This window comes from Acidobacteriota bacterium (genome assembly GCA_016712445.1).
Classification (GTDB): Bacteria; Pseudomonadota; Alphaproteobacteria; order Caulobacterales; family Hyphomonadaceae; genus Hyphomonas.
In genome coordinates this window covers 378,074-402,389 of the sequence record JADJRB010000001.1, presented here as the reverse complement: position 1 = coordinate 402,389, position 24,316 = coordinate 378,074, and the positions used below count along the sequence as shown (strand labels likewise).

General features: G+C 65.5%; 17 protein-coding genes. 12 read left to right on the top strand and 5 right to left on the bottom strand.

Going from position 1 to position 24,316, the window contains the following annotated elements:
* Positions 1-12 precede the first annotated feature (12 nt).
* Positions 13-930: a LysR family transcriptional regulator gene (locus IPK75_02065; protein ID MBK8197127.1), complete on the bottom strand. Its 918-nt coding sequence runs from the start codon at positions 928-930 to the stop codon at positions 13-15.
* Positions 931-1,103: 173 nt separating this feature from the next.
* On the opposite strand from IPK75_02065, the gene IPK75_02060 reads away from it, so the two are divergent.
* Positions 1,104-1,634: a hypothetical protein gene (locus IPK75_02060; GenBank protein ID MBK8197126.1), complete on the top strand. Its 531-nt coding sequence runs from the start codon at positions 1,104-1,106 to the stop codon at positions 1,632-1,634.
* Between the two features lie 84 nt (positions 1,635-1,718).
* Positions 1,719-2,177, top strand: a complete 459-nt coding sequence (locus IPK75_02055; GenBank protein MBK8197125.1) for a YHS domain-containing protein — start codon at positions 1,719-1,721, stop codon at positions 2,175-2,177.
* Positions 2,178-2,467: 290 nt separating this feature from the next.
* On the opposite strand, the gene IPK75_02050 is transcribed toward IPK75_02055, so the two are convergent.
* Entirely contained in the window at positions 2,468-2,620 is a 153-nt protein-coding gene (locus tag IPK75_02050; protein ID MBK8197124.1) for a hypothetical protein, read from the bottom strand.
* A gap of 104 nt (positions 2,621-2,724) precedes the next feature.
* The gene (nudC, locus tag IPK75_02045; protein MBK8197123.1) at positions 2,725-3,642 is read right to left on the bottom strand and encodes an NAD(+) diphosphatase; all 918 of its coding nucleotides are present in this window, start codon (positions 3,640-3,642) and stop codon (positions 2,725-2,727) included.
* 116 nt (positions 3,643-3,758) lie between these two features.
* Between nudC and IPK75_02040 the strand changes: the two genes are divergently transcribed.
* A complete protein-coding gene (locus IPK75_02040; protein ID MBK8197122.1) occupies positions 3,759-5,948 on the top strand; it encodes a beta-propeller domain-containing protein in 2,190 nt (729 codons plus the stop codon).
* A 31-nt stretch (positions 5,949-5,979) separates the two neighbouring features.
* Here IPK75_02040 and IPK75_02035 read toward each other — a convergent pair whose 3' ends face one another.
* Complete coding sequence (locus tag IPK75_02035) at positions 5,980-9,579, bottom strand: SEL1-like repeat protein (GenBank protein MBK8197121.1); 3,600 nt, start codon at positions 9,577-9,579, stop codon at positions 5,980-5,982.
* A gap of 254 nt (positions 9,580-9,833) precedes the next feature.
* Between IPK75_02035 and IPK75_02030 the strand changes: the two genes are divergently transcribed.
* The 7 genes from IPK75_02030 to IPK75_02000 all read left to right on the top strand — a co-directional run bounded on the left by IPK75_02030 (position 9,834) and on the right by IPK75_02000 (position 18,155).
* Complete coding sequence (locus IPK75_02030) at positions 9,834-10,316, top strand: MerR family DNA-binding transcriptional regulator (protein ID MBK8197120.1); 483 nt, start codon at positions 9,834-9,836, stop codon at positions 10,314-10,316.
* Between the two features lie 110 nt (positions 10,317-10,426).
* Entirely contained in the window at positions 10,427-12,211 is a 1,785-nt protein-coding gene (locus IPK75_02025; protein MBK8197119.1) for an acyl-CoA dehydrogenase C-terminal domain-containing protein, read from the top strand.
* A gap of 109 nt (positions 12,212-12,320) precedes the next feature.
* A complete protein-coding gene (locus IPK75_02020) occupies positions 12,321-13,487 on the top strand; it encodes an acyl-CoA dehydrogenase family protein (GenBank protein ID MBK8197118.1) in 1,167 nt (388 codons plus the stop codon).
* Between the two features lie 6 nt (positions 13,488-13,493).
* The gene (locus tag IPK75_02015; GenBank protein ID MBK8197117.1) at positions 13,494-13,928 is read left to right on the top strand and encodes a PaaI family thioesterase; all 435 of its coding nucleotides are present in this window, start codon (positions 13,494-13,496) and stop codon (positions 13,926-13,928) included.
* Positions 13,929-13,948: 20 nt separating this feature from the next.
* Complete coding sequence (locus IPK75_02010; GenBank protein ID MBK8197116.1) at positions 13,949-15,154, top strand: acetyl-CoA C-acetyltransferase; 1,206 nt, start codon at positions 13,949-13,951, stop codon at positions 15,152-15,154.
* An 11-nt stretch (positions 15,155-15,165) separates the two neighbouring features.
* Positions 15,166-15,894: a hypothetical protein gene (locus IPK75_02005; protein ID MBK8197115.1), complete on the top strand. Its 729-nt coding sequence runs from the start codon at positions 15,166-15,168 to the stop codon at positions 15,892-15,894.
* A 23-nt stretch (positions 15,895-15,917) separates the two neighbouring features.
* Positions 15,918-18,155, top strand: a complete 2,238-nt coding sequence (locus IPK75_02000) for an enoyl-CoA hydratase/isomerase family protein (protein ID MBK8197114.1) — start codon at positions 15,918-15,920, stop codon at positions 18,153-18,155.
* Positions 18,156-18,233: 78 nt separating this feature from the next.
* Here the strand turns inward: IPK75_02000 and IPK75_01995 are convergent, their stop codons facing one another.
* Positions 18,234-20,906, bottom strand: coding sequence for a ribonuclease E/G (locus tag IPK75_01995; GenBank protein MBK8197113.1), 2,673 nt, complete (start codon positions 20,904-20,906; stop codon positions 18,234-18,236).
* A 458-nt stretch (positions 20,907-21,364) separates the two neighbouring features.
* Here IPK75_01995 and IPK75_01990 point away from each other — a divergent pair, with 458 nt between their 5' ends.
* Both IPK75_01990 and IPK75_01985 read left to right on the top strand, forming a co-directional pair.
* On the top strand, positions 21,365-22,528 hold the full coding sequence (locus tag IPK75_01990; GenBank protein MBK8197112.1) for an N-acetylmuramoyl-L-alanine amidase: 1,164 nt from the start codon (positions 21,365-21,367) through the stop codon (positions 22,526-22,528).
* A gap of 60 nt (positions 22,529-22,588) precedes the next feature.
* The gene (locus IPK75_01985; GenBank protein ID MBK8197111.1) at positions 22,589-24,313 is read left to right on the top strand and encodes a tetratricopeptide repeat protein; all 1,725 of its coding nucleotides are present in this window, start codon (positions 22,589-22,591) and stop codon (positions 24,311-24,313) included.
* Positions 24,314-24,316: the final 3 nt, after the last annotated feature.

Sequence of the window (24,316 nt, the reverse complement as noted above, 5' to 3'; positions counted from 1 at the left end):
ATGGGAGAGGGGTCAGGTGGCGCGCATCACTTCGAGACGTGTCAGGCCGCAGGCGGCGGCGATGGCGGGTTCGGCGTGGTCGACGAAGAGTTTTGCCTTGCCGCGCAGCTTGCCGGAACTCCAGACCGCGTGGATGGGAAGGCTCGGGCCGTGCCAATCCGGCAGTACGCGGACGAGCCGGATCTCGCCGGTGCATTCGGATGCGAGCCAGGCAGGCGCGAGCATCAGGCCGACGCCGCCCGCGGCTGCTTCGAGCAGTGTCTCGCCGGAGGACGCGCGGAAGGGGCCATCGACGCGCGCTTCGACTTGTTCGTTGCCGCGGCGCAGGTCCCACGTCGTCTGGCGCGTGTGGCGGAAGATGACGGCGCTGTGGTGGGCGAGGTCTGAGGGATGTTCGGGCCGGCCATGGCGGTCGATATAGGATTGCGACGCCCAGACGACCTGCGCGGCCTCACCCACCTTCTTTGCCATCAGGCTGGAGTCGCGCAGCTCGCCGAGACGGAAGGCGATGTCGACACCTTCGGCAACAAGGTCCGTGATCGAATCGTCGGAGATCAGGTCGACGCGGATCTTCGGCCAGGCGGCGAGGAAGCTGGCGGCGGCGGGCGCGACGACGCGGCGCGCGAAGGAGTGGGAGCAGGAGATGCGCAGGAGGCCGACCGGCGCATGCTCGAAGCCGCGCGCTTCGGCTTCGGCTTCATCATACTCGGTGAGGATGTCGGTCGCGCGCTTGTAGAAGCGGGCGCCGGCTTCGGTCAGGCTGAGGGCGCGCGTGGTGCGCTGGAAGAGGGTGGTGCCGAGGCTCTCTTCGAGATCCTGGATGCGGCGCGAGACGGTGGGCTGGCCGAGCTCCAGATCGCTGGCGGCGCGCGAGAAGCTGCCCGCGTCGGCGACGCGCAGGAAAAGGCGCATTGCATCAATCCGGTCCAATATCATTCTCCGCATGCAGATTTCGCATGAACCATAGGCGAACTCGCGGACTTGCGCGAGAGGGCGCGCCGGCGGGCGGCTCACGCGGGTGTGAAGCGGGCTCACAAAGGCGTGCTTTGAGGCGGGCAGGGCCGGCGTGGCATAAGGCTGCCAAGCTGAGGACCCGCCCCATGATGCACCGCCTTCTTTCGTACGCGCCGATCGCCTATGCGCTGACTGCCTCGGCGGTGTTTCTCGACAGCCTGCGCTTCAAGTTCACCAACGCGCCTGAGACGCAGGTGATCTTCGGGCGGCTGGATGCCTGGGCGGCGAGCTTCGGTGCCGGCGGCGTATTCTCGCAGACCGGTGTGTTCAGCCAGTACGTGATCGGATCGGCGGAGCTGGTTGCCTCGGCGCTGCTGCTCGCGAGCCTCGTGCCGGCGCTGAAGCGCCTGCGCGTGATCGGCGCGCTGGTTGCGGTGGCGGTGATGAGCGGGGCGGTCACGTTCCATCTCTTCACGCCGCTCGGCATCGATCCGAACAATGATGGCGGCGGCCTGTTCGCGATGGCGGTGGTCGTGTGGCTGTCGTCGATCGCGATGCTGGTCGCCGGACGCGGCGTGCTGATCGAACTGGCCGGCGCGATTGCGCGTGTGCTCGTGCCTGAGCGGCGCAGCGCACCTCACCTGACGGATGGACCGATGCCGACCCCTGCACGGTCCTGATCCCGGCCGCGGGCGCGCGATCTCCCCCTCCTGCGCGCCTGCGGCCATACTTTCCCTCTTCACTCCCGAACCGGAACCCTGACCATGAAACTCCGTACACTCCTCGCCGCCACGGCCCTCGCCCTGACGCCTGCGCTTCTCCTGCCGCCGCTCGCGATGGCGGAGCCGCCGATCTATACCGGCGCCTTCGACGACCTCGCCGTGCAGGGCTACGATCCGGTCGCCTACTTCACGCAGGGCGCGCCGGTGAAAGGCGACAAGCAGTTCTCGACGCAGTACCAGGGCGCGACCTTCCGCTTCGCAAGTGCAGCGAACCTCGCGAAGTTCAAGGCGGACCCGGATGCGTACGCGCCGCAGTATGGCGGCTACTGCGCCTGGGCGGTGAGCCAGGGCTACACCGCGAAGGGCGACGCGCGGAACTGGAAGATCGTCGATGGCAAACTGTATCTCAACTACAACACTTCCGTACAAAAGAAGTGGGAGGCCGACATCCCGGGCTTCATCGCGTCTGCGGACACCCATTGGCCGGACCTCGTCGACTGAGATTCGGCAGATCTGAATCGGACGGCGCCGGGGGACAGACCCTCCGGCGCCGTTTCGATTCCGGGGCGGCGGCGGCGGCCGACGCGCGTGGGAGTGCGGGGAAAATTAGCGAGCGCGCGCGGGCGGGAGGGTGCGGGAGAGTGTCGGTGCGCAGCGGCGCAAGAGGTGCGTGATGGCGTCACGCGGCTGCGGGACAAGGCGTTCAGGAAGCCGCGCAAATTCCTTGAAATCACAAAAGAAAACGGGCGAGCTTGCGCCCGCCCGTTTGTATTTTGAAGTCGTCCGTAGACTTACTTCTTTTTCGCTTTTGCAGCCGGTTTTTTGGCCGGGGCAGCTTTCGCGGTTTTGGCAGCCGGCTTTTTAGCGGCGGCTTTCGGCGCAGCTTTTTTCACGGCAGGTTTCGCAGCGGGTTTTTTCGCGGCGGGTTTTTTTGCAACAGCCATCTTCGATCTCCTTTGAGTGGCACTTCCAATAATATGCTGATTCGCCGGAAAGCAACTCCTGATTTTCACTTTTCAGGCGAAATCCTGTATCCGTCCGTACACGGTCAATCGGTCCGCTCGGCCCAAACCTTCATAATATGATGGGCAATTGCGGATGGAGGCGGGCAAAAAAGTTCGGCGTGCTTGCCTGAAAGAATTTCGCGCATCTCGGCGCGGGAAACCCACCGCGCGCTCTCGAGCTCCTGCGTGTCGATGCGAATCTCGTCGGTCTGGGCCGGCAGGATGAAGCCCATCATCAGCGAAGACGGGAACGGCCAGGGCTGGCAGGCGACGTATTGTGCCAGCGCAGGATCGCAGACTATGCCCGCTTCCTCGAACAGCTCGCGCGCGGCGGCCTGTTCGATCGTCTCGCCCGGTTCGCAGAAACCTGCGAGGCAGGACATGAAGCCGGCGGGCCAGAATTTCTGGCGGCCGATGAGCGCCTTGCCGTCTTTTTCCGCCAGCATGATCGCGACCGGATCGGTGCGCGGGAAATGTTCGGCGCCGCAGGCGGTGCACTGGGCTTTCCAGCCCGCATCGGTGATGCCGTTGCGTCCGCCGCACTTGGCGCAATAGGCGTGCGAGCCGTGCCAGAGGAAAAGGCTGCGCGCGGTCGAGGCGCAGTTGGCGTCCATCGCCGGCATGCGCGCGGCGCCCTGGCGGAAATCAGTGAACTCGCCGACGCCTTCGATGAGGGAGCCGGCGAGTTCGAACTTCGGCGGCAGGTCGAGCGCGAAGACGGGCGCGCCGGTCTTGTCGGCGCCGAGGAAGAGGCGCGGCGAGCCGGGCGAGACGCGCGCCGCTTCCGGCCCGAGCCAGACGGCGCCGCCATCGCGCGCGATCAGCGGTTCGCCGCCGCGCATCACGAGGACGAGCGCATCGTCGCGCTTGAAGGCATCTTCAAGCCAGGCTTCGTCGGTGCGCCGGTGGGCAGCGCGGTCGATGGGCTTGGCGGCGAGGGGCATGTCGTTCGAGTTCGTCATGCCAAGCGCACTAATCCGGTTTTCGTCCGGAGGGAACACGCCTCAGCCAAGAGTGTGCCTTTACTCTGCCCCAGTCTGGCGTCTTAACTTCGCGTCACAACAGGGAGGGGAGTCCCATGAAGAAGATCCATGCAGCGGGCCTTGGCGCGCTCTTGCTGACGGCGGCTGCCTGCACGTCGCTGCGCCCGTGGGCGCAGGAGCCTGAGGCGGATGCGCTCGTTGCGGCGCCGGCGGCCGACAAGACGGTCAACCGCTTTGCGTCCATCCAGATCCCCGAGCAGGAAGAGTACCTGCCGGGTTATGCAGACCCCGCGCTCGACGCGCTGCGCGCGCCGACGCTGACGCGCTTCAACAGCGAGGCGGAGTTCCTCGACTGGCTGAAGGCGGTGCGCGAAGCGGCCAAGGCGCGCAACATCTATTCCTGGCGCGACATGCCGGTTGCAATGGCGGCGCCGCCGCCGGCCGGGGCAGTCGACATGGCGATGGAGGCGCCGGCCGCCGAAGCATCTGTCTCCGACATCGTGGTGACCGGAAGCTCGGTTGCGGGCGATGCGAATCCCGAGATCACCAACAACCAGAAAGCCGGCGTCGACGAAGGCGGCATCGTCAAGCAGATCGGTGACTACCTGGTCGTGCTGCAGGACGGGCGGCTGTTCGTCACCGACCTGATGCCGGGCGGCAAGCCTGGCCTGAAGCTGGCTGACCGCGCGAACGTCTATCGATCGAGCAGCGAAGACACCTGGTATGACGAGATGCTCGTCTCGGGCCGGACGATTCTCGTCACGGGGTATTCCTATGACGAGAACGCGAGCGAGTTCACGGTGCTGACCCTCGGCGAGGACGGCAAGGTGACGCGCGATGCGACGTTCTATATCTCGTCGGACGATTACTATTCCGGCAGCAACTATGCCTCGCGGATGATCGACGGGAAGCTCGTCATCCACACGCCGATCTATACGTCCGGGCAGGGATGGTGGGACACGTTCGATCCGCCGGAGATCCGCGAGTGGCGGCGCGAGGGACCGGACGGCGAGCGCGAGCACCTGCGCGGCCATCCGCTGTTCCGCGCCGAGGACATCTGGATGCCGGTGCAGCGCGTGTTGCAGCCGGTGATCCATACGGTGACGGTGTGCGACATTTCGGGCGTGACCGACGCATCGGCGCCGGCCTGCAAGGCCACTGCGATCGTCGGCACGGAAGAGCACGAGTTCCTCGTGACGAAGGATGCCTTCTGGCTGTGGATGAGCCCGTCGTGGAGCGAGCGCAACTACAATTCCCTGAACGTCGAGGATGCGGAGATCGCGGCCTGCGAGGCGCGCCAGTCGCATGCGCCGATCAAGGACATCGTGCCGTCTGCGCTGGTGAAACTTCCGATCGACGGCGCGCAGCCGTCGGTGCTCGGTGTGCGCGGAGAGCCGCAGAACCAGTTCTCGATGGACATGGATGCCGGCACCTTCCGCGCGGTGGTCGACTGGCAGGCGAGCCTCTGCCCGTCGCCCTATGACAAGCCGGCGATGGTGACGTTCTTCGATGCGCCATTGGCGGCGCTGTCCCCGACGCTCAAGGACGAGGCGGGCGGGCGCTACGTGCCGCTGCCGACGCCGGGCACGACGGACTACGAGGCGCGCTTCACCGAATCGCACCTCGTCTATGGCGCACGTGAAGGCTGGGGCAGCTGGGCGCCAGGCGAAGGCGAAGAGCCGCGCGAGAACGGGCGCGTCATTGTCGTGCCGGTCGACAACCCGACCTGGCCCGTGACCCTGACCGTTCCGCACGATGTGATCCGCGCCGAGCGGGCCGGACCCTACATGGCGCTGACCGGATACCGCGACTACAAGGGCCTGTCGGTGTCGCTGATCGATCTGCGCAAGGACGAGCCGGCGGTGGCCAGCACGTTCGTGATGGAGAACCGGTTCGAGAGCGAGAACCGCAGCCATGCGTTCAACAGCCGGATCGGCGCGGACGGCGAAGGCCTGATCGGCCTGCCGACGGTGACGCACAGCGAGGAGTCCGATCGCTGGTGGTGGTGGTCGGCGAGCTCGGACCTCAGCTACCTCGCGACGAGCGCGAACGGTGAACTCTCGAAAGCGGGTGACCTGATCGCGACGCGCCGCGATCCCGAAGCGGAGAGCCCGACGGGATACGATTGCGAAGTGTCGTGCGTGGACTGGTATGGCAATGCGCGGCCGATCTTCACCGGCGGGCGCGTACTCGCCCTCGTCAACTCGGAGCTGATCGAAGGCGTGCTCGAGAATGGCGTGGTGAAAGAGACCGCGCGGATCGACCTGACAGCCAAGCCGGAGTGAATGTCAGGCCCCGGAAAGGGCGCGCGCCGGATCAGCTCCGGCGCGTGCCGCCCGACCGGGCGTTGAGATGGTCGACCAGTTCCGGCGTGATGGTGCCGGTCACTTCGAGGCCTTCCATCTCCTGATAGTCGGTGATCGCCGCGGCGGTCTGCGGGCCGAGCACACCGTCCGGAGTGCCGGCGCCGAAACCGAGCCGGCCGAGCGCCGTCTGCACGGCCTGGACCTGCAGCGGGTTGCCGGTGTTCCAGCGCTGCGCGCCGAAGCGGCCATTGGCGAGCGGCGGCGGCGTGGCGGCCTTCCACTTCTTCGCCGCTTCATTGGCGTCCATCGACTCGGTCATCGAGACACGCGTGCGCAGGTTGGTCACTTCCTGCTTCGCGCCTTCATCCCCTGCCATCGCGGCGACTTCGAACCAGAAGAGGGCCTTGGCGAGATCCTTTTCCGTGCCGATGCCTTCGGCGTGGACGACGCCGAGGTTGTACTGCGCATCCACGAGGCCATGCTTGGCGGCGGCTTCGAACCAGGTGACGGCGCCGGTGTCCGATTTCGGTCCGCCATCGCCTTCGGCGAGGAAGAGGGCGTAGTCGTACATCGCGTTGACGTGGCCGGCTTCGGCGGCCTTCTGGATCAGGCTGCGCGCTTCGATCAGGTCCTTGTCGACGCCCTGGCCGCGCTCGTAGAGCTTGCCGAGTTCGTACTGGGCGGGCGCCACACCTTTCTGGGCGGCGCGGCGCAGATAGGAGGCGGCGGTCTCGAGATCGCCGTCCGACATCTTCACCTGCGCGAACTGGTATTGCGCGACGGCGTTGCCGGCATTGGCTTCGGCCTCGACCGTGACGACGGCCGGGATCGCCGGGAAGGTGTTGTCCGTTGCCTTGGCGAGTTGCAGCGCGGCGCGCGGGTCGGCTTCCGGTGCGGCCGGCTTGAGCGACGGCGGGCTGCCGGCTTCGATCGCTTCGGCGGCGGTGACGATCGAGCGGATGGCGGTCTGTTCCGGCGTCAGCTTCGGTTCGGGTTTCGCCGCCGGCGCGGGCGCAATTTTCGCAGCCGGTTTGATCGACGGCGCGACGGTCTGGACCGAGGCGAGGATCACCGGTTCCGGCGTGGGCGCGAGCAGGACCGCGTCGTCACCGGAGAGCTCTTCGGCCGGCGGGGACGTGTCCGCTTCGGCGAGGACTTCCTCTTCGAAGAGCGCCTGATTGTCGAGCAGACCTTCGTCTTCGAACAACATCTGTTCGGCGTCGAGCGGGGCCGGACGGTCGGCAGAGGCGAGGGTGGTGGTCGCGGCGGCGGTGCCGGTGGCGGGATCGATGTAAGTGTCGACCGGACCGGCGAGCGCCGGGGCAACGGGCTGCTTGCCGCGCAGGTAGAGATAGCCGCCGACGCCGGCGCCGGTGATCACGACCGCCGAGGCGGCGAGCAGCAGCGGCACTTTCACACCGCCGGATTTCGGATCGGCCATCCGGGTGACGGGTGCGGCCTTGCCTTTTGCCTTGCCGGCGGGTTCGGCGGCAGCCATCGCGGCGCGGCGGGCGCGGGCGATATAGTCGGCCGTCTGTTCGTCTTCGGTTGCGTCGAGCGGCGCGCGCGGCTCGGTTTCGGCATAGGTGCGCGCGAAGTCCGGCTCGTCGTCGAAGATGTCGGACTCGCGGGCCTCGGTCTGGCTGTCTTCCAGGCTGTCGCCGAGCAGGTCGAAACTGTCGAGTTCGGCCACCGGATCGAAGACCGGAGCGTCAGGCGCCTCGGGCTCATCATCGGGCAGGTCGGCGACGTAGTTGTGGATCTCTTCAGGCGCCGCGGCTTCGACGAGGTCGTCATCTTCCACCTGGGTCTCGACGGTGGCCGCTTCGGGCTCGGCCATCCGTGCGCTGACGGCGCGGATGGCATCGAAGTCCGACTTGTAGGGGCTGTCGCTGGCTTTGGTGTCGACCACTTCCCAGCCTTCGAAGCCGGCTTCGAATTCGTCGGCATCGTTGATGTCGGCGTAGAGCGGCGTGTGCAGCTCGGGCGCGTCGTCTTCGGCGGCGATGGCGGGATCATCGATGAAGTCTTCATCGAGCACCGGCGGCGGCACGTCGACGTGCGGCGGCGTGGTGAAGGTCTCGAGGCTTTCAAGCCGGGTGGCGAGCGCGGCGATGGCGCGCTGCACCGGCGAGAGGGACTCGGCCGACTGGGCCTGCATCTGGGCGATGCGCTCGGAGACGCTCGACAGCGCGTCGGACAGGCGCGCGTCGGAGGCCTTGCGCATGCCGTCGATGTCCTGCGCGATGGCGGTGATGGCTTCGTCCTGACGCTTCTGGAGACGGACGGCGGCAACGGTGACCTGTTCGCCGACCTGTTCGATGGCTTCGGCGCTGCGGTGTTCGCTTTCCTCGATCCGGTCCTCGACCTGGGCGGCGAGCGCGTCGATGCGCTGGGCGACCTCGGTGCCGAGGCGGCCGACTTCTTCCTGGACGGTGGCGGTGATGTCTGCCGGCTCGCGCGCCTCGACTTCAGCGAGGCGGGCCTTCAGCTCACTGACTTCCGCCTTCAGGCGTTCTTCGAGTTTTTCGTCCTGGCCGGCGGCGGCCTTGGTGATCTCGGTGGCGATCTCGAGGCGGGCATTGTCGACGGCGCTGCGGACCGAGCGGGTGAGGTCCTCGAAGCGGGCTTCGAATTCCTGCTTCAGACGTTCGGCCTGTTCGGGATCGATCTGGCTGGCGACCTGTTCGATCTTCTGGTCGAGATGCGCGAAGGTCGCCTCGAGGCTCTTGAGGGCGGAGTCGGTGCCGGTCTCGGCGCGGTTGAGGCGTTCCTGGATGCGCAGGAGCGTCGATTCCATCGAGTCGAGCGCGCCGGAGACGTCGGCTTCGACGGCGCTGAGGCGTTCCTCGGACTGGGTCGAGGTCGCGAGGCGTTCCTGCACCTGCGACTCGAGCGTGGTCATCCGTTCGGCGAGCACACGGGCGGTGCCTTCGGCGCGCAGTTCGGCTTGCTCGACGGCGCGTTCGACGCGGGCGGCGGCATCCGACAGTGTGCGATCGACGCGCGTTTCCATGCCTTCGACGCGGTCGCCAAGATCGGCGAAGCCGGATTCGACGCGGCCCTTGATGGCGGCGGTCTCGTTCTGGGTCAGCTCGGCTTCTTCGTAGACATGCGTCGCCAGCTTGCCGAGCGCGCCTTCGAGCGCCTTCAGCGCTTCGACATTGTGCCGGCCGCCATCGTCGGTCTCGAGGCGGCGAACTTTGGTCTGCAGCGTCTCGTGCGTGGCGCGCAGTTCGTCGATCAGGCCTTCAACGTGGGTGGCGATGGCGACGGTCGTCTGTTCGGAATTCTGGAGGCGGGCGACGAGGCCGTTGACGGCGTGGTCGATGCCGTTGATCGCGAGGGTCGAGCGCGCTTCGGTGGCTTCGATGCGGCGGGTCAGGCGGTCGAGGGTCGAAGCGGTGTCGGGCACCTGCTGGGGCGGCACGGCGCCGCCGGTCCGGCGGGAGTAGGAGTAGGGCGTCTCGCCGGGCTGGACATCGTCGACCATGGTCAACAGGCGGTTCAAGTATTCGCCTAGCGAAATGCCTTCGGCGTAGGCCGCTTCACGTGCGGCGTCCCGGGCCCGCTGATCGGTGCTGAACTTGCTCCATCCGGTCTGGCTCATGCGCCGCTCCTCACGCCGATGCCGTTCCCGGTTGGTTAAGGGGAACGGCGAATTTGTTTACACCCCGCCAGAAATGCCTCCGTGTCTGTTAAGGGCACGTTAAAGGTAAGATTCCGTGCGGGTTTCGCCCCGGACGGCACCCGGCGCGACCTTTCCCTTCGCGTAAGCGGAAATTTACGTTGACGTTCGCGTAAGGCCAACGTTAGAACGCGTTATAGAGAAGTCTGCAGACTCGAACCAAGGGAGCTTACGCCATGCAACACCGTACCATCACGTCCATTTCTGCTGCCGATTCGCGCACGTACACGATTTCCGAGCTTGCCCGGGAGTTCGGGGTGACGCCGCGCGCGCTGCGCTTCTATGAAGACAAGGACATGCTGCATCCGGCCCGAGACGGCATGATGCGCCTTTATTCCAACCGCGACCGGGCCCGGCTGACGATCATCGTGCGCCTGAAACGCCTCGGCCTGCCGCTGGCGGATATCCGCGAAATCCTCGACCTGTATGCGCTCAATGACGGCAAACGCGCCCAGACGCGCATGATGCTGGAGAAATTCCGCAAGCAGGCCAGCGAGCTGGAAGTGCAGCGCGGCGACATCGAGACGGCCCTGACCGAGCTCTACAAGGGCATCGAATGGCTGGAAGACCTGGTCAGCAACAACGGCCAGTCTGAAGAAACCAAGCGCCAGGCTGCGGCTTACGAGCAGGTCGCGCGCAAGCAGCTCGACGAAGTCTGAGTTCAGGTTACCGATAAAATTGTAGATTGGCGGGCGTGTTGGAATGACTTTTCCAACACGCTTTGCCATTCAGGCTACCAGACACTTCGTTTGACAGGAGCCTTTGCCCCATGCCCCGTTATGATGCCCCGGTCCGTGACATGCAGTTCGTGCTGCACGAGATGCTGCAGCTTCAGAACTATTCCAATCTGCCCGGCTTTGCCGACGCGACGCCAGACGTGATCGACCAGATCCTCGATGAAGGCGCCAAGTTCGCCAAGAACGTGCTGTTCCCGCTGAGCGCCGTGGGCGACCGGCAGGGCTGCAAGCGCGCCGACGACGCGAGCGTGAAGACGCCGGACGGTTTTCCGGATGCGTATCGCCAGCTGGTCGAGAATGGCTGGCCGCTGCTGTCCGCACACCCGGAAATGGGCGGGCAAGGCCTGCCGCATGCGGTCAACATCGCCTGGACCGAGATGGTTTCCGCCTCGAACATGGCGTTCGGCATGTATCCGGGCCTGACGCACGGCGCCTACCAGGCGCTGATGGCGGGCGGGTCGGACGAGCTCAAGAACAAGTACGGCCCGAAGATGGCGTCGGCCGAATGGGCCGGCACGATGAACCTGACCGAGCCGCATTGCGGCACGGACCTCGGCCTGATCAAGACCAAGGCTGTTCCGCAGGCAGACGGTACCTACAAGATCACCGGCCAGAAGATCTGGATTTCCGGCGGCGAGCAGGACCTGACCGAGAACATCATCCAGCTCGTGCTCGCCCGCATCGAAGGCGGGCCGGAAGGGATCAAGGGCATCTCGCTGTTCCTGGTGCCGAAATACTTCGTGGGCGAAGACGGCTCGATCGGCGAACGCAACGCGGCGAGTTGCGGCGGCCTGGAAGAGAAGATGGGCATCCACGGCAACGCGACCTGCGTGATGAACTATGACGGCGCGACCGGCTGGCTCGTCGGCGAAGAGCACAAGGGCATGCGCACCATGTTCGTGATGATGAACGAGGCGCGCCTCGGCGTTGGCCTGCAAGGGCTGTCGCAGGCCGAGATCGCTTACCAGAACGCGCTCGACTTCGCGAAGGACCGCCTGCAGGGCCGCTCGCTCGCCGGCACGCAGGCGCCGGAGAAGGCCGCCGACCCGATCATCGTCCACCCCGACGTGCGCCGCATGCTGCTGGACCAGAAGGCCTTCATCGAAGGCGCGCGGGCGTTTGCCTACTGGCTCGCCTTCCAGGGCGACCTGCAGCACAAATCGCCGGACCCGAAAGTGCAGGAGAAGGCGGGCGACTACATGGCGCTGCTGACGCCGGTGGTGAAAGCCTACCTCACCCACAAGGGCTTCGAGAGCGCGAACCTCGGCCTGCAGCTGCATGGCGGCTCCGGCTTCACGCGCGAATGGGGCCTCGAACAGATCGTCCGCGATTGCCGCATCACCCTAATTTATGAGGGCACCAACGGCGTGCAGGCGCTCGACCTGGTCGGCCGCAAGCTGGGCGCCAATGGCGGGCGGGCGGTGTTCAGCTTCTTCGGCGAGATCGACGAGTTCGTCGCCTCGGCGGAAGGCATGCCGGGCATGGAGCCTTTCCTCGAGGGCCTGAAGACCGTGCGCGGCGAAATGCAGGAAGGCACGATGTGGCTGATGCAGAACGGCATGAGCGACTTCAACAATGCCGGCGCGTCCAGCCACGACTACCTTCACCTCGTCGGCCTGACGGCGCTTGCCTACATGTGGGCGCGGATGGCGAAGCTGGCGCTGGAGCAGAAAGACTCCGGCGATCCCTTCTATACGGCGAAGCTCGCAACCGGCCGGTATTTCGTGGAGCGCCTGCTGCCGGACGCGGCGGCGCATCTTGCGAAGGTGAAGACCGGCGCGGCGGCGATGATGGCAGTCAGCGAAGCGCAGTTCTGATATGATCCTGACGCTGCGGCACGGATGGCGAAACCGTGCCGCGGCGCCTACATGCTGACGTGAACGTAAGCGGCAACCCGCGTGCCGCCCCGGCCCTGGAGATTGCCTGATGCAGACGAGCCCCCTCAACGTCCCGAAATCCGCCTGGCGGCAGGATGAAGAGCTCGACATCTTCGCCGATGCGGTGGGGCAGTTCTTCGAGAAGGAATGCGCGCCGCATGTGCCGGCCTGGCGCAAGGCCGGCGTGGTGCCGCGCGAGATCTGGAAGAAGGCCGGCGAAATGGGGCTGCTCGGTGCGTCCGTGCCGGAGGAGTATGGCGGCGCCGGCGGCGACTTCCGCCATGAGGCGATCATCATCGAGCAGCAACAATGGAAGGGCATCGACGGCTTCGGCATCACGCTGCACAACGCGATCATTGCGCCCTACATCACGGCCTATGGCACTGAAGAGCAGAAGCGCCGCTGGCTGCCGAAGATCTGCTCGGGCGAGATCGTCACGGCGATCGCGATGACCGAGCCGGGCGCCGGCTCCGACCTGCAGAACATCAAGACGACGGCGAAGCTGGACGGCAACGAGTACGTCATCAACGGCTCGAAGACGTTCATCTCGAACGGCCAGACCGCCAACCTGATCCTCGTGTGCGCCAAGACGGATCCGACCAAAGGCGCCAACGGCATCTCGATTGTCTGTGTGGAGACGGACCAGGCCGAAGGGTTCCGCCGCGGCCGCAACCTCGACAAGGTGGGCCAGCATGCCGCCGACACGTCGGAGCTGTTCTTCGACGATGTGCGCGTGCCGACCAGCAACCTGCTGGGTGAGGAAGCCGGCAAGGGATTCATCCAGCTGATGCAGAAACTGCCGCAGGAGCGCCATGTCATCGGCCTGCAGGGCATCGGCATGATCGAGCGCGCGATTGCCGAGACGGTCGAGTATGTCAAAGGCCGCAAGGCGTTTGGCGGCACGATCTGGGATTTCCAGAACACGCAGTTCAAGCTGGCCGAGTGCAAGACCGAGGCGACGGTGGCGAAAGTGTTCGCCGATCACTGTACGGAGCTTCTGCTGAAGGGTGAGCTGGACGCCGCGACAGCCTCGATGTCGAAATACTGGATCAGTGATCTGCAGTGCAAGATCATCGACGAGTGCCTGCAGCTGCATGGCGGCTTCGGCTATATGGACGAGTATCCGATCGCGCAGATGTATGCCGACGCGCGCGTGCAGCGTATTTATGGCGGCGCGAACGAGGTGATGAAGATGCTGATCGCGAGGACGCTCTGAGCCATCATGCCTGACCGGCATCTCCTCCGCGAAGTGTTTCCCAATCCGGCGCCGAGTTCGGTGTCGCTGGGGTTCGAGATTCTCGCGTTGGACTCGAAGGCGATGACGACCCGCGTGCGCTTTGACGGGCGACAGGAGTTCACCAATCCGGCGGGGTTCATCCAGGGCGGCTATCTGGTCGCGATGATGGACGATGCCATCGGCATGCTGACGACCGTGAAGGCGGGCAAGTCGAAACTACCTTCGACTGTGGACCTTCACACGCACTTTCTGCGCCCGGTGCGCGTTGGCGCCATCGAAGTCGCCGCGCGCCTGCGCAATGTCGGCCGGTCCATGGTGTTCGCCGAAGCTGAACTGTTCGACGCGCGCGGCAAGGAAGCCGCCCGCGCCACTGCCTCCCTCACGCTCAACCCGGTGTCGAAGCCGGCCACCTCATCCTGATCCCCTGAAAGGAGCCTCCAATGCCTGAAGCCTATATCTACGACGCCGTGCGCACGCCCCGCGGCAAGGGAAAGTCCTCTGGCGCGCTGCACGAGATCACGGCGCTTAGCCTTGGCACGCAGGTGCTGCAGGCCATCCGTGACCGGAACAATCTCGACACGTCGAAAGTCGACGATGTGGTGTTCGGCTGCGTCTCGCCGGTCGGCGAGCAGGGCGGCGATATCGCCCGTATCGCGGTGCTGAACGCCGAATATGCCGAGACGACCGCCGGCGTGCAGGTCGACCGTTTCTGCGCCTCGGGCCTTGAGGCCTGCAACATGGCCGCCTCGAAAGTCATCACCGGCGAGGCCGACATGGCGATCGGCGGCGGTGTCGAAAGCATGAGCCGCGTGCCGATGGGCGCAGCGGGCGGCGCGTGGTCGACCGATCCGCAGATTGCACTCAAATCCTACTTCACGCCGCAAGGCATCGGCGCCGATACCATCGCCACCAAGTACGGCTTCAGCCGCGATGACGTGGACGCCTTCGCCGTCGAGAGCCAGCGCCGCGCCGCGCAGGCCTGGAAGGAAGGCCGTTTCAAGAAGTCCGTTGTGCCGGTGCGCGACCAGATGGGCGGCATTCGCCTGGCGCATGACGAGTTCATGCGGCCCGACACGACCATGCAGACACTGGCGGCGCTTGAGCCATCCTTCGCGGGCATGGGCGGCATGGGCTTCGATGAAGTCATCAAGCAGCGCTATCCGGAACTCGAGAAGATCAACCACGTGCACCATGCCGGCAACTCGTCGGGTATCGTGGACGGGGCCTCGGCGGTGCTGTTCGGCTCGAAGGAAATGGGCGAAGCGCTCGGCCTGAAGCCGCGCGCGAAGGTGCGCGCCATGGCCTCGATCGGCTCTGAGCCGGGCATCATGCTGACCGGCCCGACCTATGTGACGCAGAAGGCCTTGAAGAAGGCCGGCATGAATGTCGGCGACATCGACATCTACGAACTGAACGAGGCCTTCGCCTCGGTCGTGATGCTGATGATGAAGTTGCTGGGCATCCCGCACGAGAAGATGAACGTCAACGGCGGCGCGATTGCCATGGGCCACCCGCTGGGTGCCACCGGCGGCATGATCCTCGGCACCGTGCTCGACGAGCTTGAGCGCTCGGACAAGGAAACCGGCCTGATCACGCTCTGCGTCGGCGCCGGCATGGGCACCGCCACGATCATCGAGCGGGTCTGAGGCTTTCGGCGATGGACCCGGCCGAGCGGTACAGCGCTCTCTCAGCAGATTCGATCCTCAAGACGCTTGGCCGTCTTGAGGACCGGGTGCTGGAGCGTTTCCCTGACCGGGGCATCGCCGGCGTCAGCTCCGAGCTGAACCGGATCGCGAAGATCCATGTCAGCCGCGTGAAGGAAGTGTCGAGGCCGCACCTGCTGCTTCGTGGATTGGTCGCGCTCGTGTTGATGGCGGGCCTCGTCATGGCCGGGTTCGGCATCGAGCAGAAGGTCCGGGGACTGATCGATAATCCCGATGCCATCGGATTCGAAGGCATCGAGGCGATCGTTAACATCCTCATCCTGATGGGCGCGGCGATCTGGTTCCTTCTCAACCTCGAGACGCGGATCAAGCGCGCGCAGGCGCTCAACAGCCTGCATGAGCTCAGGTCGATGGCGCATGTGATCGACATGCACCAGCTGACCAAGGATCCGGCCAGCGTGCTCGGCACGGACCGGACGGCTTCGTCACCGGAGCGGGATCTCTCGCCCGGCGACCTCATGCGCTACCTCGACTACTGCACCGAGCTTCTCTCGCTGATCGGCAAGCTCGCCGCCCTCTACATGCAGGGCGTGCGCGACGAACTGGTCATCCACACTGTCAACGAGATTGAGGGCCTGACCACCAATCTCTCCAGCAAGATCTGGCAGAAAATCATGATCATCCGTTCCGAGATCGATCTGCCTCAAACCCAAACCGCATAATTCCGAATACAAGGAGACACTCCATGAAACTCGAGACATTTGGCTGGGATATCGACGCGGACGGCATTGCTCATGCCGTGTTCGATGTGCCCGGACGCAGCATGAACACGCTGACGGCGAAGGCCGTGGCGGATATCATCGCCATCACCAAGGAAGTGGCCACCAACGACGCCATCAAGGGCCTCGTGATTTCGTCCGGCAAGGCCAGCGGCTTCTGCGCCGGCGCCGACCTCGGCGAGATGAACGAGCGCGCGGGCGGCGGCGAGAAGGTCAAGAAGTCCGCAGACGAACTGAAGAAAGAACAGTTTGACGCTGGCTTCTCGCTGAACGGAACGCTGCGCAAGCTGGAGACGTGCGGCAAACCGGTCGCCATCGCGCTGAACGGCCTGGCCCTCGGCGGCGGCCTCGAAGTGGCGCTGGCGGGGCACTACCGCGTCGCCGCAAATGACAATCCGAAGCTGCAATTCGGCCTGCCGGAAGCCAAGATCGGCCTTCTTCCCGGTGCTGGCGGCACGCAGCGTCTGCCACGACTTGTCGGTATCCAGGCCGCGCTCCCGCTGATCCTGCAGGGTGAAAGCTTCACCGCCGAGCAGGCGAAATCGATGGGCGTGGTGAACGAGCTTGCGCCGTCTTCGGAAACCGTTGCCCGCGCGAAAGCCTGGGTGAAGGCGAACCCCAAGGCCAAGGCGCCATGGGACGAGAAGGGCTTCAAGGTGCCGGGCGGCGTTCCGCACAAGTCGCCGGGCGTCGGCCAGGTGGCCACGATGTCGAACATGATGCTGTCGGCGAAGACCTACGGGAACTATCCGGCGCAGAAAAACATCCTGTCGTGCATCTATGAAGGCATCCAGGTTCCGATCGATGCTGGCCTGCGCATCGAGACGCGCTATTTCATCAATACGCAGCAGCGCCCGGAGGCGAAAGCGATGATCCGCTCGCTGTTCCTGTCGATGCAGGAACTGGGCAAGGGCGCAAACCGCCCGGCCGGTCATCCGAAGACGGAGTTCAAGAAAATCGCCGTGATCGGCGCGGGCCTTATGGGGGCAGGCATTGCCTATGTGCAGGCAAAGGCCGGCATCCCGACGGTGCTGGTCGACGTGTCGAAGGAAGCGGCCGAGAAGGGCAAGCAGTATTCAGTGCGCCTCGTCGAGAAAGATGTCTCGCGCGGCAAGCTCTCGAAAGAGAAGGGCGATGCGCTGCTCGCGCTGATCACGCCAACCGATTCCTATGATGACGTGAAGGGTGCCGACCTCGTGGTCGAAGCGGTTTATGAAAACGAGGAACTGAAAGCGAAGATCACCAAGGCGGCCGAGGCCGTGCTGGGCGACGACGCCGTGTTCGGCTCGAACACCTCGACGTTGCCGATCACCGGTCTTGCGAAAGCTTCGAAGCGCCCGGCGAACTTCATCGGCATCCACTTCTTCTCGCCGGTCGAGCGGATGGGTCTCGTCGAGATCATCAAGGGCAAGGAGACGAGCGAGGCAACGCTGGCGAAGTCGATCGACTATGTGCTCGCCATCCGCAAAACGCCGATTGTCGTGAACGACAGCCGGGGCTTCTACACCTCGCGCTGCTTCGGCACCTATACGCGCGAAGGCATGGAAATGCTGGCCGAAGGCATCAAGCCGGCGATCATCGAAAACGTGGGCCGCCAGGCCGGCATGCCGATGGGCGCGCTGGAAGTTTCGGACTCTGTGGGTCTCGACACGGCGCTGAAAGTGACGCGCGCGATGGCGGAAGCCACCGGCGTTGATCTGCAGTCGGATGAACGCACGCAGTTCCTCGCCTGGCTGGTCGAGGATCAGGGCCGCGTTGGCCGCAAGGCTGGCAAGGGCTTCTACGACTATGACGAGAAGGGCAAACCCGCCCGCCTGTGGCCGGACATCAACAAGCAGCTGACGCTGAAAGTTGATGAGTGCCCGCCGGCGCTGAAGAAGGAGCTGACCAATCGTTTCCTCGTGCGTCAGGCGGTCGAGGTCGCCCGCTGTTTCGAGGAAGGTGTGATCACTGACTCGCGTGACGCGGACATCGGCTCGATCCTCGCCTGGGGCTTTGCACCGTTCACCGGCGGCTGCTGTTCCTATGTCGACCTGATCTGGGGCATCAAGGAGTTCGTCGCCGAAGCTGACAAGCTCGCCGACAAGTATGGCGACCGCTTCCGCCCGAACAAGTTGCTGCGCGACATGGCCGCCAAGGGCGAAGGCTTCTACGACCGCTTCCCGCCGGCAGGCTCGAAGGCGAAGGTGAAAGAGCCGGCATAGGCTCTTTCCGCCAGCCAGACTGAAAAGGCCGGAGCATCGCTGCTCCGGCCTTTTTTGTTTGAGTACGGATGAGCCGCCTTATTTCTTGCTGCGGTTCCACCAGCCGGACTTTTTCGGGCCTTCGGGCTGCGTTGGCGCGAGCGGCGCAGACGGCTCGGGTGCAGGCGCTTCGGCTTCGGCCATGACGGGTTCGGGCGCAGCTTCCGGTTCGGCCGGAGCCGCTGGCGTGTCCACTTCCACCGTCTCGGGCGGATGCTCGGCGACTTCGGCCTCGACATCGGCGACCGGGTCCGGCGCTGGCTTTGCCCGGCTGCGGCGGCTGCGCGGCTTCTTGGCCGGCGCGTCTTCCGCCGCGACTTCCTGCTCGGCGTCCGCCTCTGACACGTCATCAGCCTCTATGGCGGCCGCTGCCTCGACAGGGACAGCTTCGCCTTCTTCGGACAGCATCGCTTCAGCGCTCACCGAAAGACCATCCAGATAGGCGCCGCCATCGGCGATCGCCGCGATCTCTCCGCCTTCCGGACGGGCCTCGCCCGAACGACGCCGGCGCCGGCCGCCCCGGCGACCCCGGCGGCGGCGTTTGCGCGGGCCGTCTTCGCCTTCCGCGCGCGGGGCCATGCCGGCGTCATCGCCTTCGTCATCTTCCTCATCGTCGCTGTCTTCGCTGGAGGCTGCGACTGCGTCTGCGAGGGCGGGCGCATCACCATCGACGACCTCGAGGCCGGTCTCGCGCTGCTCCCGGCCCTTGCCGCCGCGGCGACGGCGACGGCGCTTGCGTCCGCCGTTTCCGCCTTCGGCACCTTCTGGACGGGCCGCGCGAGGCGCTTCGCCCTCGTCGCCGCTTTCGTCTTCGTCGGCATCGGCGATTTCTTCGATTTCCTCGCCGTCCTCATCGTCCTCGTCGCGGACCGAAGCTGGGGTGGGCTTCATCAGCGAGCGGGGCGAGGGGCGCTTCTTCGGCTTGGCGTTAGGGTCGCGCTCGGCGTCGAGCTGGAAGTCGCCCGGCAGCATGTCTTCCGAGGAATGGATCGACACGGCAAAGCCGGCAACCCGCTCGATCTCGATCAGGGCTTCGCGCTTGTTGTTCAGGATGTAGAGGGCGACGTCGGTCGGCGCCTTCACCGAGATGCCCTTGAGGGCGCCAATAGCAGCGCGGGCCTCGATGGCGCGGATCAGCTGGAGGGCGGCCGACGGAATAGAGCGGCGGCGGCCGGTGCCGTTGCACGCTTCACACGGATCGGACGTTGCCTGCAACACACCCTGGCGGCGGCGCTGGCGGGAGATTTCCATCAGGCCGAACTGCGAGATGCGGCCATGCTGGACGCGCGCACGGTCAACCTTCAGGCATTCCTTCAGACGTTTCTCGACGGCGCGATTGTTCTTGTTCTCCTCCATGTCGATGAAGTCGATCACGATCAGGCCGGCCAGGTCGCGCAGGCGCATCTGGCGGCACGCTTCTTCAGCGGCCTCCAGGTTGGTGCGCACGGCGGTCTGCTCGATGTTGCGCTCACGGGTCGATTTGCCGGAGTTCACGTCGATGGCGACGAGGGCTTCGGTCTGGTTGATCACCAGGTAGCCGCCGGATTTCAGCTGCACGGTGGGCGAGTAGATGGAATCCAGCTGGCCTTCGACGGCTTCGGCAACGTACAGCGGGTCATCCTCGCGCCATTGCTGCACCTTCTTGGCCTGGCTCGGCATGATGATCTTCGCGAGGTCTTTCGCCTCGCGGTAGGCATCATCGCCCTGGACCCAGACCTCCTCGATTTCCTTGTCGAACATGTCGCGCATGGCGCGGTGGACGAGCCCGCCTTCGGCATTGATCAGGGCCGGCGCTTCCGAGGTCAGCGTCTTTTCGACGATCTGCTCCCAGAGTTTCGACAGATAGTCATAGTCGCGCTTGATCTCGGCCTTGGTGCGCTTAGCGCCGGCCGTGCGCACGATCAGGCCCTGGCCCTCCGGCACGTCCAGCTCGGCGACGATGCTTTTCAGGCGCTTGCGGTCGGCGGAGTTGACGATCTTGCGGGAGATGCCGCCGCCGCGCGGCGTGTTCGGCATCAGGACCGAATAGCGACCGGCGAGGGAGAGGTAGGTGGTGAGGGCCGCGCCCTTGTTGCCGCGCTCTTCCTTGACGACCTGCACCAGCATCACCTGCCGACGGCGGATGACTTCCTGGATCTTGTAGCGCTTGGAGATCGGTGTGCGGGTCGAGGCCGGCTTCGAGCTGCGGGCGCTGCGGGCGCGGGGCTTGGGCGGGCGCGGAGCGGCCTCGCCGGCGTCATCGCCCTCGGCCTCGTCGCCTTCGGCGTCTGAGTCGGTCTCGCCTTCGGAGTCGGCCTCGTCCGAGTGGTCGTGGTCAGCGTGGTCGTGATCATGGTCGTGTCCGCCATGCTCGATTTCGGCGGCCACGCCGTGCGGCACGTAGGGGCCGTCATCGTCGTCATCGTCCTCGATAGCGGCTGCCGCCTCTTCCGCGGCTTCGCGCAGCAGGGCTTCGCGGTCCTCGGCGGGCAGCTGGTAATAGTCGGGGTGGATCTCGCTGAAGGCGAGGAAACCGTGGCGGTTGCCACCGTATTCGACAAAGGCCGCCTGGAGCGAGGGCTCCACCCGGGTGACTTTTGCGAGGTAGATGTTGCCGCGGAGTTGTTCGTTGCCGGTTGCTTCGAAGTCGAAATCGTCAACCTGGCCGTTGTTGACGATCGCCACCCGCGTTTCTTCGGGATGGGCGGCGTCGATCAGCATCAATCTGCTCATGTAACAGAACCTTTCGGTCCGGCGCGGCGGGCCAGGGCGCAGGGCGCCTCAGTTGGCCCCGAAGGCCGGCGGTATGAATTGAAGGACATGCCACGCCCGACGGCCTCGCGAATCGCGTTGGCGACCCGGCGAATCCTGTAGTGGCAGTGGCACAGTTGCGCATTGTTCCTTGCTTTCCGGAGCGCGCTACCCGCTTGCCTTTCCGGGGAAGCCGGGTCTGGTGCGCGCTTGTGGGAAACCCTTGGGCCAGCCTCTTCGGACGGCCACGCGAATATAGTGCCCAATTTCGCCCGCAAATGAAAGGGCCAAATTCCGAACCCCGGACTGCGCGCTGCTAAGGGGCGGTCAAGCTGAGGTTAATCTTCCTCAGGCTAAGAGGCAGCTTCCGCCTTTGCCTCCCGAGTTCGGGCCCGACGACAACCTTGATGCCGAAATTCTTCGCTATCCTTTTGATAATATTGGGTTTGTCTGGCGCGCTGCCGGCAGGCGCCGATGTCACGCAGGTGCGAATCGTGGGAGATGGCGCGCCGACCCGCATCACCATCTGGACCGATACGGCCGAAACCGCCGACGGGCTGGTCACCGAAGCCGGCGGGGAACGCAAGGTTGTGCTTCTGCTCGCGCAGAACGGGTATTCTGCGGCGGGCGAAGGCAATGGCGGGGTGGCGGCCTGGACGCTCGAGCCCGGCCGCCTCGAATTCAAACTGGACCGGCCGATGGCGGTAACCCGGATGCTGCGCCTGCCGCCCACCGGCAAGGAGCGCGCCTACCGCGTCATCCTCGATCTCGATACGGTTTCGGCGGTGCGCTACACGACGACGGCGCGCCGGGACACCAAGAAACTCGCCAAGCTTGAAACCGAGTATGCCGATGCGCGCGCCAGTGCGGTGCTCGCCGGAGCGGCGCCCGCCCGTGGCGGGAAGCTCGCCGGGGCGCCGCGCAAGCATGTGGTGGTCGTGGACGCCGGGCATGGCGGCAAGGATCCCGGCGCCTTGGCCGTAAACGGCGGCAAGGAAAAGGACATCACGCTCAAGACGGCGCTGGCGCTGAAAGAGCGGCTGGAGCGGGACGGGCGCTACGATGTCCGCCTGACCCGAGACTCGGACGTCTATGTCGAGCACGAGGACCGCGTGACGCTTGCCCGCAAGTGGGGCGCCGAGCTGTTCATTTCGCTGCATGCCGATGCGGCGGGATCGGACTCGGTCGCGGGCGCCTCGGTCTACACCATCTCCGCACGCGGCGAGACGCGGATTGACCGCGAATCGACCCGCAATGACTGGAAGATCGCCATTGAGGATGGCACGCCGGAGCGCCTGAACAGCCTGCTGGAAGACCTTGTGAAACGCGAAACCAAGACGCGTTCCGCCGAGTTCGCCGAGCTGCTGCTGCCGCAGCTGCAGGAGGCGGGCCCGGTCCTGCGCAATTCGCACCGCAATGCGGGCTTTTATGTGCTGCTGGCGCCGGATGTGCCGGCGGTGCTGCTGGAGCTTGGATTCCTGACCAACGATGCGGATGCCAAGCGCCTGCAATCCGACAAGGGACGCAAGGCGGCGGTGGAGGCAATTGCCAGCACCATCGACACCTATTTTTCCCAGCAGGACCTGCGGCTCGCATCGAACTGACCGGCCGGGCGCGGCGCGGCGCCCCTTGCCGCACCGATCGGATGCTGCGACTTTCGGGCGATGAAAGCTCCCCGTTTCCTGCTCGCCCTGGCGCCGTTGCTCGTTGCAACGGCCTGCGCCAGCGGTTCCTTCGGATCAACCCGCTATCCCTCGGCTGACCGGCCCGACGAGGCGCGTGCCTATGCCGACTTCATGGTGGCGCGCTATGCGGCGATGACGAATGACCCGCAGGTGGCCACCCGCCACTACGCGTCGGCGATCAGCACCGCGCCCGAGGACACGGGCGTCGCCGAGCGCGCGGTGTTCTCGGCGTTGCTGGCAAATGATTACGGCATGGCGGCGGGGCTGGCGCGGCGGGCGAGCGATTCCGGCAGCGAGGCCAGCCTTGTGCGTCTCACGCTTGCCGTCGATGCCATCGGCCGGGGCAAGGCCGGGCAGGCGATCGACATCCTCGAAGCCAGCGACCTGCGGGCCTTCAACCGGATGATCGCCCGCAGCCTGGAAGCCTGGAGCGTGCTCGATACCCAGGGGTCCGAGGCGGCCGAAACCTTGCTCCAGCGCAACCTGACGGGCGATCCGCGGCTCGACAATGCGACGCTTCACATGATGGCCCTCGTCCAGGTCGCCGCAGGCGAAGACGATGCGGCGATCGCCACCTTCGACACGATCTGGGCGTCGGGCGCGCGTCTGGCCGTCGGCGCCGAAACCTATGCGTCGCTGCTGGCAGCGCGGGGCGAGCGCGACAAGGCGCTCGCCATTCTCGGCCAGTTTCGCGAAGAAGTCGGGTTCAACGCATCGCTGATGGCGTTGAAGGCACGGCTGGAAAACGGCGAGGCGATCAAGCCGGTACGCCCGTCGACACGACAGGGCGCGGCGCTCGCGCTTTTCCTGCCGGCCTCGGCGCTGATGTTCCAGACCGATGACGATGTCGCCGCCGTTTATTTCGTGCTGGCGCTCGCGCTTGATCCGCATCTGAACCAGGCCCGCACCCTGCTGGGCCAGTCGCTGGTGCAAGGTGGCCGGCCGCAGGCCGCGATCCGGGTGCTCGGTGAGGTGCCGACGGACTCTCCCTATTATGCCGTGGCGCGCGGCCAGATGGCGAGCGTGCTCTACAAGGAAGACCGCGCAGACGAGGCGCTGCGCGTCGCGGCCGAAGCCCTCGCGGCGAGGCCGGATCGCAGCCTCAAGATCCAGGTCGCTGACCTTTACCGCGCGGCCGACCGGCAGGCAGACGCGGAAGCGCTGCTGAGCGAGGTGATCGCATCGGACGAGGCGGAAGGCCGGCGCGACTGGCGTGTCTATTTTGTGCGCGGCGCAGCGCGCGAGCGCCAGTCAGACTGGGCAGGCGCCGAGGCGGATCTCGAGAAAGCGCTCGAACTGAACCCCGAGAACGCGACGGTGCTCAACTATCTCGGCTATTCCTGGATCGACCGGGGAATCCGGCTTGAAGAGGGTTTCGGCCTGATCCGGAAGGCGGTGATCCTTGAGCCGAATTCGGGCCATATCGTCGACAGTCTCGGATGGGCACACTACAAGCTGGGCATGTACGAGGACGCAGTCGACTTCCTCGAACATGCGGTCGAACTGCTGCCTGCTGATCCGACGCTGAATGACCACCTCGGTGATGCGTACTGGAAATCGGGACGCCGCAAGGAAGCGGGTTTCCAATGGCAGCGGGCCCTTAAGCTTGATCCGTCAGCGGATGACCGCGTCCGCATCGAGCAGAAACTGTTGACGGGGCTGGAGGCAGCGCCTGCGGGCACTGGTCCTGCAGTCGCCCGTTGAACA

Bases quoted from the DNA above. Each gene is read 5' to 3' on its own strand.
- IPK75_02060 (MBK8197126.1), top strand. From the start codon at position 1,104: ATGCACCGCCTTCTTTCGTACGCGCCGATCGCCTATGCGCTGACTGCC.
- IPK75_02055 (MBK8197125.1), top strand. From the start codon at position 1,719: ATGAAACTCCGTACACTCCTCGCCGCCACGGCCCTCGCCCTGACGCCT.
- IPK75_02050 (MBK8197124.1), bottom strand. From the start codon at position 2,620: ATGGCTGTTGCAAAAAAACCCGCCGCGAAAAAACCCGCTGCGAAACCT.
- nudC (MBK8197123.1), bottom strand. From the start codon at position 3,642: ATGACGAACTCGAACGACATGCCCCTCGCCGCCAAGCCCATCGACCGC.
- IPK75_02040 (MBK8197122.1), top strand. From the start codon at position 3,759: ATGAAGAAGATCCATGCAGCGGGCCTTGGCGCGCTCTTGCTGACGGCG.
- IPK75_02035 (MBK8197121.1), bottom strand. From the start codon at position 9,579: ATGAGCCAGACCGGATGGAGCAAGTTCAGCACCGATCAGCGGGCCCGG.
- IPK75_02030 (MBK8197120.1), top strand. From the start codon at position 9,834: ATGCAACACCGTACCATCACGTCCATTTCTGCTGCCGATTCGCGCACG.
- IPK75_02025 (MBK8197119.1), top strand. From the start codon at position 10,427: ATGCCCCGTTATGATGCCCCGGTCCGTGACATGCAGTTCGTGCTGCAC.
- IPK75_02020 (MBK8197118.1), top strand. From the start codon at position 12,321: ATGCAGACGAGCCCCCTCAACGTCCCGAAATCCGCCTGGCGGCAGGAT.
- IPK75_02015 (MBK8197117.1), top strand. From the start codon at position 13,494: ATGCCTGACCGGCATCTCCTCCGCGAAGTGTTTCCCAATCCGGCGCCG.
- IPK75_02010 (MBK8197116.1), top strand. From the start codon at position 13,949: ATGCCTGAAGCCTATATCTACGACGCCGTGCGCACGCCCCGCGGCAAG.
- IPK75_02005 (MBK8197115.1), top strand. From the start codon at position 15,166: ATGGACCCGGCCGAGCGGTACAGCGCTCTCTCAGCAGATTCGATCCTC.
- IPK75_02000 (MBK8197114.1), top strand. From the start codon at position 15,918: ATGAAACTCGAGACATTTGGCTGGGATATCGACGCGGACGGCATTGCT.
- IPK75_01995 (MBK8197113.1), bottom strand. From the start codon at position 20,906: ATGAGCAGATTGATGCTGATCGACGCCGCCCATCCCGAAGAAACGCGG.
- IPK75_01985 (MBK8197111.1), top strand. From the start codon at position 22,589: ATGAAAGCTCCCCGTTTCCTGCTCGCCCTGGCGCCGTTGCTCGTTGCA.